Annotated in this window: 10 protein-coding genes; 3 read left to right on the forward strand and 7 right to left on the reverse strand. The window is 37.4% G+C overall.

Annotation, left to right across the window (positions count from 1 at the left end):
- The 6 genes from ACWB0I_RS04170 to ACWB0I_RS04195 form a co-directional block, all read right to left on the reverse strand.
- On the reverse strand, nucleotides 1-1,040 hold a 1,040-nt coding region (locus ACWB0I_RS04170), incomplete at its 3' end, for an iron-containing alcohol dehydrogenase (protein ID WP_479386780.1).
- 14 nt (nucleotides 1,041-1,054) lie between these two features.
- Nucleotides 1,055-2,536 (reverse strand): sulfatase, encoded by a 1,482-nt coding sequence (locus ACWB0I_RS04175; protein WP_479386781.1) that lies wholly within the window; start codon nucleotides 2,534-2,536, stop codon nucleotides 1,055-1,057.
- An 84-nt stretch (nucleotides 2,537-2,620) separates the two neighbouring features.
- Nucleotides 2,621-5,425, reverse strand: a complete 2,805-nt coding sequence (locus ACWB0I_RS04180; protein ID WP_479386782.1) for a TonB-dependent receptor — start codon at nucleotides 5,423-5,425, stop codon at nucleotides 2,621-2,623.
- A gap of 65 nt (nucleotides 5,426-5,490) precedes the next feature.
- Nucleotides 5,491-7,044 carry an outer membrane protein assembly factor BamB family protein gene (locus ACWB0I_RS04185; RefSeq protein WP_479386783.1) on the reverse strand — a complete coding sequence of 518 codons (1,554 nt, stop codon included), beginning with the start codon at nucleotides 7,042-7,044 and terminating at the stop codon, nucleotides 5,491-5,493.
- 3 nt (nucleotides 7,045-7,047) lie between these two features.
- Nucleotides 7,048-8,070 (reverse strand): LacI family DNA-binding transcriptional regulator, encoded by a 1,023-nt coding sequence (locus tag ACWB0I_RS04190; protein ID WP_479386784.1) that lies wholly within the window; start codon nucleotides 8,068-8,070, stop codon nucleotides 7,048-7,050.
- A 237-nt stretch (nucleotides 8,071-8,307) separates the two neighbouring features.
- Entirely contained in the window at nucleotides 8,308-8,535 is a 228-nt protein-coding gene (locus ACWB0I_RS04195; RefSeq protein WP_479386785.1) for a hypothetical protein, read from the reverse strand.
- 409 nt (nucleotides 8,536-8,944) lie between these two features.
- On the opposite strand from ACWB0I_RS04195, the gene ACWB0I_RS04200 reads away from it, so the two are divergent.
- The 3 genes from ACWB0I_RS04200 (at nucleotide 8,945) to ACWB0I_RS04210 (ending at nucleotide 12,177) form a co-directional block, all read left to right on the forward strand.
- On the forward strand, nucleotides 8,945-9,463 hold the full coding sequence (locus tag ACWB0I_RS04200; protein ID WP_479386786.1) for a hypothetical protein: 519 nt from the start codon (nucleotides 8,945-8,947) through the stop codon (nucleotides 9,461-9,463).
- Between the two features lie 136 nt (nucleotides 9,464-9,599).
- Nucleotides 9,600-11,450 (forward strand): hypothetical protein, encoded by a 1,851-nt coding sequence (locus tag ACWB0I_RS04205; RefSeq protein WP_479386787.1) that lies wholly within the window; start codon nucleotides 9,600-9,602, stop codon nucleotides 11,448-11,450.
- Nucleotides 11,451-11,457: 7 nt separating this feature from the next.
- Nucleotides 11,458-12,177 (forward strand): hypothetical protein, encoded by a 720-nt coding sequence (locus ACWB0I_RS04210; RefSeq protein ID WP_479386788.1) that lies wholly within the window; start codon nucleotides 11,458-11,460, stop codon nucleotides 12,175-12,177.
- 94 nt (nucleotides 12,178-12,271) lie between these two features.
- On the opposite strand, the gene ACWB0I_RS04215 is transcribed toward ACWB0I_RS04210, so the two are convergent.
- On the reverse strand, nucleotides 12,272-12,700 hold the full coding sequence (locus ACWB0I_RS04215) for an HIRAN domain-containing protein (protein ID WP_479386789.1): 429 nt from the start codon (nucleotides 12,698-12,700) through the stop codon (nucleotides 12,272-12,274).
- Nucleotides 12,701-12,887 lie beyond the last annotated feature (187 nt).

Raw genomic sequence — 12,887 nt, forward strand, 5'->3', positions numbered from 1 at the left:
ATTTCCTCGTGAGGAACATTTAATTCATATAAACGCTTCGGCAATTGACAAATCCTTAATAGTTCAAAAACTTTTTCTACACCGTCTTGGGCGATTTTTTCAAGGGCTCCTCCTGTCTTAACACCCAACGCCTTAGCCACATTCGCATAACGTTTTTTTGCAGCCCAAAGGTTAAAATTCATTACATAAGGCAACAAAACAGCATTTGAAACACCATGTGGAATATGAAATTCTCCCCCCAGAGGATAGGATAATGCATGAACCGCAGCGGTATTAACTGGTCCTAAACACATACCTCCATACATGCTTCCTAAAGCCATTGCCGAACGTGCCTTCATATTTCTTCCATCCTTCACCGCAGGCACTAAATTTTCTCCAATCAAACGTATGCCTTCTAAGGCGATAGTGTCAATCATGGGATGGGCAAATTTGTTGGTGTAAGCTTCAATACAATGCGTTAAAGCATCAATACCTGTTGAAGCGGTTACAGATGGCGGTACGGTGTGTGTTAACCAGGGATCGACATAAGAAGCATCCGGCATTAAATGAGGACTGACCACGCCTTTTTTTAATTGTTCTTTTTCATCTAACAAAATAGCATTCGGCGATACTTCGCTCCCTGTGCCTGCTGTTGTTGGCAGGCAAATTAACGGCGTTGTTCGACCTTTTAAACGCCCAATCCCTACAATATCAGCAAAGCTCTGACTGTTTTTTAATTGAGCTGCAACTAACTTAGCCACATCAAGAGAACTCCCCCCTCCAATCCCAACGACCACATCGGCAGAAGATTGACGTGCTTTTGATAATATTTTTTCAAAATCCCCATAGGTTGGTTCACGATGAATGGACAAATCCAGAATAACTTTTTTATGTTTTTGTTCAAGCTCTTTTAAAGGTTTTTCGATTAACGGTAGTACATCTTGAATCGAAATAACAAAAACCGTGTTAAAAGTCGAATTTTTAATATCACTTAAAAATTGCTCAAAAGAGCCTTGCCCAAAAACTATTTTTTTGGGATAAAAAATACTAAGCATTTTCATATTTGCACCGCTCTTTATTTTTGTTTGTCAGGGAATAACATGTCCAAATACTCATAATCCTTATTAAGTGGCCAGTTTTTTTCTGGCCAGTATTGTTTTTTGGGATCAAAATCTGGATTAACTGTCATCTGTTGCGCATTGACCTCTTTTAACCACTGATGGAACATAGCACGAAGTTGTTGGACTTTTTCTGGCATTTGATTAGCTAAATTAAAGCTTTCGCTGATATCTTCAGAAATATTAAACAAATCGACTTGATGCTCTTCGTTAAGCAATGTTTGTTCATACCATTCAATTAACTTAAAATTTTTAAAACGAATAGCTCCGGATGGTTTGTAGCCCTGCCTATGATAATGTGGATAATGCCAATATAATGCTCTCTCAGGCAAATGCCCCCGGGCGGTTAAGACTGGTAAAAGACTAACGCCATCGACCCTGTTGTTTTTTAATTTAATACCGGCAATATCGGCAATGGTCGGGAAAAAATCATTGGAAATGACAGGTTCATGACATACTCTGCCAGGCTTAATGACACCCGGCCACCGAATTGCCAACGGCACACGAATCCCACCTTCAAAAACCATGGCTTTGCCGCCTCGCAAAGGCGCCTGATCCTGTAAATACTTGAAGCCACCATTATCTGAGAAGAAAATAACGACTGTGTTTTCAGTTAAACCTAACTCATCTAATTTTTTTAAAATTTTACCTATTTCATGGTCCATACGCCATATCATTGCCGCCATGATCGGATTATTCACCGGATCATTATGATGCGCTTTCGTTTTAAAATAATTAATTAAATCTTTGTTCTCCATTATCGGCCTATGAACCACATGATGAGCAACAAAAGCAAAAAAGGGACGATTTTTATTTTTTTCAATAAACTCAAGCGCCCTTCTGGTAATAAGTTTTGCATGATGCGCATCGTTATCGGGATCCGCATTAAATTTTGGTTTTACTGTAGTCAAAACATCATCGAATCCCTGCGAAGCGGGATCGCCTGGACGCCCTGGTTGGTAATGTTTATCATAATTTAGATGCCATTTGCCAAAATGTCCTGTTGTATAACCTTTTGTTTTCAGCATTTCCGCTATGGTCACTTCAGATAACGGTAAAGCACGTACTTGTTTCACTGTTTTTAATTTAGCATAAGGATAGGAATTGCCCGGAAGATAATCCGTTAAATGGAGGCGTGCAGGATATTTCCCTGTTAAAATGCTAGCCCGTGCAGGAGAGCAGACCGGCGCAGCGCTATAAGCATCTGTGAAATAGATGCCTTCATGTGCAATTCGATCGATATTTGGGGTTTCGTAATATTGGTTCAGATTATGATAACCAACCTGATTCCATCCCTGGTCATCCGAAAGGATAAAAACAATATTCCAGTTTTTACCGGTTGTCGAAGTATCCGAATCAAAAATATGTGCTAATAACGGTGAACCTGCCGTTATTAGTGAAATACTGGTAAGGTGGGATAAGAACGTTCTACGTTTCATCGGCATTCCTTTTCATTAATGCGAATAAAACCTTGACCGGGGAATTCCACGGTCAAGGTTAAGGGATGTTTAAGCATGTAAAATTTACATCTTGAATTTTATTCCCGTGCGCATCCACCAGGACTGATATTGGTTTAACCGCGGTCGGGTAGAAATTCCAAAGTATTCTCTCTGGGGTGCATTCGTTAAATTGATCATTTGCAAGTAAAAACTCAATCCTTTTATAATCTGGTAGGAGGCAGAAAAATCAACTTGTGCTCTTTTATCGGTATAACGATCGTAATCGGGCGTATCACCGACTTTATAAAGCAATTCGCTTGTATAATTTACACTTAAACGCGCGGTCAAGCCATATTTATCATAACTAATTCCAAAGTTACCCACGTCAGCAGCTTGTCCTGGGATGGTTTTGTAGTCAGGACGATAGGTGAGGTTGGCTTTTGATTTAGTAAAGGTATAATTACCGAAAACGCCAAGACCGCTCCAGATACCCGGTAAAAAGGTCAATTGCTGAGTATAACCGACTTCGATACCGAACAACGCTGCGTCGCCACCATTGATTGGTTGTTCTACAAAGTAACCATCAAATGTACCTCCTTGTTGTCTGATTACATTATGGTAAATAATATTTTTCATATCCTTGTAAAACAATCCAATGGATACACCGCCAATTCTTGCGAAATATCTTTCAACCAGAAAATCCACATTTAACGAATTAGTTGGTTTTAAATCCGGATTTCCTTTCAGGATCTCCTGACTTTCCGGGAAAATCCATTGATATGGCGCAAGATCAAAATAGTTGGGACGCGCAATCCCAGTTGTTACCGCAAAACGTAAATTACTTAATGGATTTAAACGATAACGAACATGAAAAGACGGCAAAATGTTGTTATAGGCGTTGGTCTGCTTAACTTTATCCATGCTCACAAAATCACCGTTACTATCATACAATAAACGGAATCCTTCATAAGATGTCTTTGTTAATTCATCCCTGGCTCCTATCAGAAAATTAAATTTCCCAAGATCAAATCCGGCCATAGCATAACCAGCAAAAATATCTTCTGTAGCGGTATATTTTCCTCCAGCTCCATCCGTATCATCCAGACGAATATATTCTCTTAAGCCGTCGTTTTGAGCCCGATATTTATTAAAAAAATCCCAATAATGATCGGTATTCATTACTGGACCAAACGTATAATGTCCAAGTAAAAAGTCATCGACCTTATCAGCTTTCACAAAATTACTCATAAAAATATCTTGATCACCCTTCCATTTGTATTTCCACCGTTTACTATCCCGGTCTTTTTGGTTTAATTTAAATTTTCCGCCTATTTTAATTTTTGTAAAAATATTACCAATGGTTGTCGGTAAACTCAAATTAAGATCACCAATAGTCTTTTTGTTAGAGGTGAATGTCTCTTTATAGTCTTGATTATCGATTTCCCAATGCGTAGGGTCTAAGATGTATGCCTGATCAACATTGGTTGTGGTAATTTTAGGGAAATCAACATCTGATAAGTCCATTTTCAGGTCTACCTTCTCATCCAGTTGAAACTCCGATTTAATTTGTCCTGGATTTTTTTTGGTTTCATCACCATAACTGTAAAAGATTGAATAATCCATTCGGGCCAGACCAAATTGGTGTTTCCCTCCAGCGCTAATTGAATAAATTTTTTGCACTTCATCACGCGCTTGCATTTCGTATGCTAAACGCGCTTTGCTAACCGTAGTTGCATCCAAATAATCGCCTTTTTTGACTCGATAACGAACCATATCTCTTAATTGGTCGTCATTGCGTTGGTTGAACATGCCTTTTACAAAAAACTGGTTTTTATCATTTATTTTGTATTCTAAAGTCGTACTCAATCCGTAGTGATCCCGTGTAGTATTATAGTTGTAAAGACGGAAATCTTGCAATGCAAAAGGGATGGTATTTCCATTGGCATCTTCCTCATCTCCCCAGTCCAATTCATCAGAATGGGCTACAATGTTGTTTCGATACCAGTTGGCATTAAAAGTAACTCCAAATTGCGAATTACTTCCAAAAATATTACTATAAGTTAATGAACCCCGATAAATAGGTTTACCAGCCAGGTATGAATATCCACTACCTAAATCAAGGTCTAAATGCCTTCCTTTGTAATCAAAGGCGCTATGAGTAATTAGATTAACAATACCTCCGATCGCATCACCATCCAAATCTGGTGTAATGGCTTTTACGACTTCCATATAAGCTAATTGTCCGGTATTAATAACATCCAGGCCAACAAAACGTTCCTCATCCTGTGGCGAAGCAATAGATTGGCCGTCCACCTGTACTGTCGTTAATCTTGGCTCAGTTCCACGCAAATAAACAAAACGTCCTTCACCAAGACTTCTTTGAATCGCCACACCTGGTATGCGCTGTAGCACTTCGGCTGTGTTCAAATCGGGTAGGCGCTCCATCTCCTCCCGCGAGAGGACGTTTGTAATATTAGTGGCATTGAGCTGCTGACTCATTGCTTTTGCCTGTCCATGAACATAGCTCACCACTTCGATCTCTTCGCCTGGAATCGCCGTAATTTTTAACTTAATATCAAGTTTAAGTTGTGGCTTTTGAGCTGAAAGACTGATGGGTTTGGAAAATTCTTGATACCCTATGTACTGAACGACCAGTGTGTAATCACTAAAAGGCACTTTATCAAGATAAAACATTCCAAAACGATCCGATGTCGTTCCTATTTTAGTGCCTTTCAGAAATACATTTGCCCCTGGTAAATATTCCCCTGTCTGGTCATCCGTAATAATGCCGGCAATTTTGCCATAATTCTGGGCATAAATATTGCTCATCCCTACAATGATCAGACAAAACACCAGGCCGCAAAAAAATAAATGATTGAAACGCCTCATAATTAGCTCCTTTCTATTAAATGAAACGTTTTAAAAAGGCATGTCTCCAAATTTTAACCCATGGCTTAGAAATCAAAGCCCGAGACTGGAAATTTAATTAAATAAACATCAGAAGCTTTACTAAAACTATCTGTAGTTCCACACCCAATTATGCCACCATCATCATCAAAAATCAATTTGCTAATACTATCATTATTTTTACCCCCCAAAGTTTTTTCCCAAATTAACTGTCCACTTGAATTAAGATTAAGCATATAGATGTCAACATATTGCCTTTGTTCAGTAATTCGATTTACCGTAGAGCCAGCAATAAAAATATTACCTTCCGTATCTACTAACAAACTATTTGCACCATCATTATTGGATGTACCAAAAGTTTTTTCCCAGATAGGGTTTCCATCTTGATCTATTTTCAACACATAAATGTCTCGGGCACCGGCCCCCTTACTGGCCGTATATCCGCAAATGATTAAATTTCCATCTGGTAATTTTTTTATATTTCTTCCTTCATCCCAATCTGGTCCACCATAAGTTTTATACCATTGTTCATTTCCTTCTGCATCGATTTTTACAAGATACACATCAAATCCCCCCATTCCGAAACTAGTTGTAGCCCCCACAAGATAAAAGCCGTTATCGTTGGCCTCCTGAAGACCATAAAAAGTTTCTCCGCCTGCTGAGGACCCAAATGTTTTGCTCCATTTCTCATTACCACTATTATCTATCTTCACTACCCAGGCATCACGATCCTGTCCACTGGATTTTATAATCGCACCCACTAATAAAAATCCACCAGTAGGAAGCAAAATAATCTGATTTATCACATCATTAAAGGCGCTTCCTAAAGTTTTGTACCACAGTTCTACACCGTGAGCGTCTATTTTAACGAGATAAACATCTTCGCCACCAGCTCCAAAGCTCTCGGTTGTTCCGACTATTAAATATCCTCCATCATCAGTGGCCACAACACTGTTAGCGCCATCGGTTTCATTACCACCGTAGTTCTTTTCCCATTGAACCTCACCTAATCCATTTGTTTTCACTACATAAACATCAGAATAATCATCAGCAACAGAAGGGATTGTCGAACCGACCATTAACAAGCCCCCATCAGCGGTTTTAATTACATCACTTGCAGAGTTGTCCTCAGGTGAACCAATGATGCGCTCAAATGTTGTAATGCCGCTGGTTGAAGAAACCCCGAACCCATTCAGAGTGTCAATAAAAGTGCCACTTGTTGTCACAATTTCCAGATAAGCCAAAGCTTTTTTCGCATTTACAGGTTTGAATTGAATATCTAATTGTACAAATTCTAAAGGACTCAGACTAATGGGCATATCTTCATTCTTTAAGTTGCATTGAAACGTATTCGCATCACTTCCTGTAATTTTGATTTCTTGAATCTTGGCCGTTTCACCACTACTGTTAAAAACCACAACAGGACGATGGGCCATACTGGTTAGAGGAATGTGGCCAAAGTATGTAAAACTCGGTGACAACACAATATCAAGAGCTTTCTTTGTAGATGGTGGCGGTGTACTTTGTTTACAATGATTTAACAATACAATTGTTAAAAGAATACTTACTAAAACTGATATAGCAGACAAACTTCTTTTCATTATCTACCCCTTACTTTTAATTTGAGGAGATATGCATGATTCACGAATTATTAATTGCGTATTTAAAACTACCTGAGCTGCTGATCGGCCAGGATTTTGCATTCGTAAAAACAACAATTCAGCGGCACGTTGCCCAATGTCAAAACCTGGTTGACTAACTGCAGTTAACGGTGGATTTAATGAAATTGACCAGTACATATCATCAAACCCAATGACGGAGAGTTGATCCGGGATAACAATTTTATTCAGATGCAAAACTTCAAGCGCACCTAAAGTTAGTAGATTATTAGCTGTAAAAATAGCCGTAGGCTGGTGCGTCATTTGGATTAATTCAGTAGTTAATTCGCAACCGCTTTGATGTGTGGAATCACCTATTTTAATTAAATTATTATCCAGAGGGATTCCATTTTCATATAATGCTTCTTGATATCCTTTTAATCGCTCCTGGTAAGTTGGGATATCTAAAGGGCCTGAAATAAAAGCAATTCGATGATGCCCAAGAGAGATTAAATAGTTAATGGCTTTTTTGACGCCCTCTTTATTATTAACTACCACTGAATCCACTTCGACATTTTGCATCCAACGGTCAATACATACCACCGGAAATCCACTCTCGATCAATTCCTTTATTATCTTGTCATTTTCATTAGCTGGAGCAACTATCAAGCCATCAATCGATTCAGAAACCATAATATCTAAATACATTTTTTCTCTCTCAATATCCTGCGAAAAATTAGACATAATAAAAGCATAGTTCTTTTCCATTGCCGCCTCTTCCACACCTCGCACCACCTCAACATAAAAGGGATTGCGAATATCCGGTATCAATAACCCTATAAGATTTCCATACCCTTTACTAACTCGCAATCGTCGGGCTACACGATTGGGATGATAATTTAATTTTTTAATGATTTTAAGCACCTTAGAGCGGGTCTTGGGGTCAACATGAGGATCATTATTCAATACACGCGATACTGTAGAAATAGAAACATCGGCTTTTCTGGCAACTTCTTTTAGCGTGCTCATCTATGGTAACCTTTTCATATTGTTTTTATTCATTTTATATTTCTTTATATCATTTTATTTGCAAACGTTTTTATCTCTGTGTTAGTTTAATCTTTTTTTTTTCGATTGTCAAGAAAAAAATTAATTATCTTATATCTTTATGTTTAACACGCTGTAAATATTAAATATTAGCATGTTTTTTTGGACACATTGATTGCCAAATTTATATCCCTGATTTGACAGTTAATGCCAAATTTTTCAAAGCCAACTCAATTTATCTGCAATTGGTAGGGATTTCTCATCTGTAAGCCCAGTAAAGCCTGTTTCTTTCCTGATCGTAGAAGACAAATCCTGATTAAAGCCCACAGCATCGTCATCATTGCTGCGACCGTTAAATCGGCCGTCGGCCAGCGCATGGTAAAGATCGGCATCCAGATACAATCCAACAAAAACATCCTGGTAATCGTAGGGAGACTGGTTGTGCATTTCCAGATCAAAGAAAATGATATCCCTCGCTAAAATATCGTTAAATTTGTATTTGAAAATATCGTCAACAATTGGTTGTTTTTGGCTGGGAAATCGAACCCGTTAAAGTTTGTTTTTAGTCAACAAACAAAGCGGTTTCTCAAACTGTGCCCAACCTTTACATTTTTACCAAAGCTGTAAACTTTGTTTTCAAACTTTTGCTTTAAATTGCCACAAAATGGTGAAAATGATGTTTTTGTAACATTTTTGGTTTTTAGAAATAGGTCACTAAAACAAAAGATTAAATTCATGAAACCATTGGCCTTTATTTTTGCGATTTACTTTTTGCTTCTATTAAGTAAGCCGTTCTATTCCTACCACCATAACCGAAACAGAAGACAAAGATTCAGCCTATGTTGGACCAGTTTTCATGAAACTAGATATCTATTTGTATCCGCCACAAGAACTTCAGCTTTCGCTGATAATCGATTTCCCCAATGGCGGCTTTTTAATTAAAACCATTCCCCAATATCAGAACGGTTGTAACATCACTGTTGAACCAGATGGTTTAATCAATAATCATTACCAATTTCTTTTTTATGAGGGGCGAGCGCCTGATTTGTATCCATACCAGAAAGGTTGGGTCGTGCCAGGGGATAGTTTAAGGTTCTTTTTTACAAACAATCTAAAAGAAAGCGGTTTTTCAGATGCGGAGATAGCGGATTTTATGGAATATTGGATTCCTATTTTAAATGCCAAAAACTTTTACGCAATTTACCCTCAATACAAGGAAACGTTACAGAGAATGATCCGCTTTAATATTTCACTACAGGCGGACAACCTGTTACGCCTGTTTTATGTGATAAAAATTTTTACATTCCAGAACAGCTCTTCATTCCGGGTTATAATAGAAAGGGTATTTACGTTGTGGAATGGGGGGGCTTATTAAGGATCGGTTGCCATCGGCCTGGCCTTAAACAAATTTTTCCTTTACAAAAGTTTAAAAATTAATTAACTTTTTCTTACATTTGAGCGCTTTGCGCTCCGTCATTGGTAAATAGTTTTGTAAAATTAAAAAATAAACGATGATGGCGCCCCGATTTTTACTTTTTTTCGTATTGTTGGCAAGCATTTCCTGCGACGTCCTGGATTATCAACCCGATTCAGAAAATTTTCATCATATCGAAAAACCGAAGCCAATAACTATTTATTTTGGCGTAGATGCGCCATCTGATACACTTAGATTCTGGGATAGGATCAACATAAATTATGTGCTTGCCAGTGAACCATCCAAACCAATTCTAAAAGTTGATGCTTACATTGATGATGAATATGTGCCTTCATACCTTTATCAAGATGAGAAGCAACAAACAATTAAAATTTCAATTAATAAGATTACCAATGGACTTCATCTGCTAAAATTAATAATCTATTTAAAGTCAGAAACTGGAAGTCTCGCAGATAATTTGGACATGGAAGCTTATGTCATATCTAAAGAGTATCCATTTTATTTTGATAATAGAGGTTTTTCCGGTAAAATATCTATTCAAACATCATTTAATGAAGATCATTTACCAGTGATCGAATGGACAAAGTATCCGTATGATAATTTTCAAGAATGTAAAATTATTAGAACATATAAAAATTATCTAATAGATACCATTGCGGTCATCAAAAACCGTCATCAACATACATTTATCGATTCCAGCTATTTCGGCGGTGAAATGAGCTATTATGTATCTATGTTGGCTCGTGATCGTACTTACAAATCTTCTGCTTCAACTATAGGGGTAAAACAATCAAACCTGCTCAGTTTTGAGAACACAGAGGATGGAGCTATCAAAGTATCCTGGCCACAAATTCCTGCCCAAAAGTATTTACAGGCCTACAAATTAGAAATGGGTCCCATGAAATTTAATCACGAATTAATAAGTTCTCGGGAAATAATCATCTCTGATATTAAGCAGTGCGTTTTTATTGACACACAAGCTACCTTTGGTTTACCCATATCTTATAGCCTGAAAGTTCAAATTAATAACCGTGAATACCCATTAACTTCTCAACACTTTTTCAAAGGGCAGAAAACCGATTATATTGAACGGGTAGCGTATGTACCTTCCCGAGGCGACTTTTGTCTTTTACAAAGTGATGGTTTAAGGGCGTTCAGTTCATTTTTATCAGACACAACGTTTCGCCAAAAAATCTATCAGCTTATTAATTTTTCACCGGATGGACAATGGGCATTTAGAAAATCAAGAGCAAGCGATAAGTTGATTTTTTATCGCGTCAATCCCCTCAAAATTGAAGAAGTGCTGGAATCGGCTCAAATAAGAGATCTCTGGGGAGAGGCGCCCATCTTTAAGGATTTTATGGTATCAAATCAAGGCTGGATTGTCTTTTTTGACAAAAAAAACTACCACAATGTGGTTTATGATTTTCCACACAAACGCAAACTATTCGATTTGTCCTATGCTGGTTATGGTAGAATCGTGCAAATTTCTTCCAATGGAGATTATTTATTATTCGAAAATAAAACCATTTACAAAGTACGAGGAAATCTATTATTAACAAAACTCTATTCCATCCCTGATGTGATGCATTTTGTTTTTGCCGAAGATCCTGGACAATACATATTAACTGCGAATCAACAAATAGCTGTCTATCAGATTGAAGACAACACTTTGATTAAGACCTTTCCCATAGAAAAAGATCTGTATCGACCATCCATTGATTTATATGGTCATTTACTGGGTGGGTTTACCAGAGAGAATCAGACTTTTCGTATTTACAGTCTGGAAAATGGTCAATTGATTAAAGAAATTAAAGTTACTTTTGATGAGGATTTTTTAGAAACCACCCATTTTTATTTTCAGAAAGATATGCTGTTCTTTTCAGAATATCATTCCGGGGCTTCATTTATGAAAGTAAAATGGTAATTTGATCATGAAAATTTTTAAACACACAATCTTATTGATATTTGTCATTTTTATTAATATTTGGGCGCAAACGACTGAAAAAACATCTTCTCGCTGTGAATTTAAAATTGGTTTTTCTACATTTGCGATGAACGATCTAAAAAGCTTTAATAAAGAGCTGTTAAATGAAGGCCAAAAAAGAATACCTGAGTTAGCAAATACTGAAAATTTCCCTGCTTTTTTTAGTTACACATTCACTTATTACTTCCCTTTAAAGAAGAATCCATGGGGCTTTTATTTAAATTATAGTTCAACAGGAAGCAGAAATACCTATAGTGATTATTCAGGAGCAATTTTTCAGGATATGATTGTACGTCGAATGCTGTTAGGAATTTTCACTGAAAAATCCATTCTTTTTGACCAAAAGAACGAAGTTTATTTTGCTTTGTCCGTAGGACAAATGATTAACTGGTTGATTATTAATGAAGAATTAAAAATTGGAGAAGAAAAGGATTCAATTAAAAGTAAGTTCTGGGGATTAAGTTTGAGCCTGGAACCTGCTGTCGGCTACCGTTTTAAGCATAATCAATGGAAGATTGGATTTTATTTAGGTTATGAATGGGATTTGCCTGTTTTAGATTTAAGGTACAGTGAGCAATTTAAGGCAAAAATATTTCATAAAAACCATCCTGTCAATCCTGAATGGAAAGGCTTGCGATTAGGTTTAACATTAGCTTATCAAATGTAATACAAAGAAAATTTTGCTAAATTATGCACTTCTATTTCAAATTTGTATTACTCGTCATTAGTTCTTAGTTTTTTGAGTTTCAATTTCCCAATTACTAAATTTTTGTAAACCTGTCCGCTCCGAATTTTATGGCTAACCAAACCTTAACCTGTACCATTTGCCAGGGCACCTCATCCGGACGAATGGCGGCAATACGGCAGATTAGTTTTACTTGCTGACGAAGCAGACGGCAAATGTGTTTGTTGTCGCTTCTGGGCACAAAACCGATGTGCCTTCCTTTGTACAAAATTTTGACCGCGTACCTATCGTATTCGTTTTCAGGATCGAGCTGCAACTGCAAAACCTGGCCCGTTTTCATTTGCGGCAACAACGCTTCGCCCTCGTAAAAGCGAAAACCGGCCACGCTGAATTTGTTGATAAATATTTCCCGCTCCTCAGCGCCGGCGATCAATTTTTTAGCCAGAGCCGGCCCTACCAATGGCAGAGCAATCAATTTTTTTAAAAGGCCTCTACGCGTTGTCATACGTTATTCCCTTAAAACCGCACTGTTAAATGTAACAAATTTTTATCCAGATTAAAAATTTAAAGCAGCAGAACCGCAACCAAAAAACTTCTTTAAAAAATGACAGGCCGATACCGCGGAACCCTTTAACTCTTACACTCATATACTCTTATACTCTTAACTTTACTCCTCTAACAGCGGAAGTCAT

The organism is Caldithrix sp. (assembly GCF_056497305.1).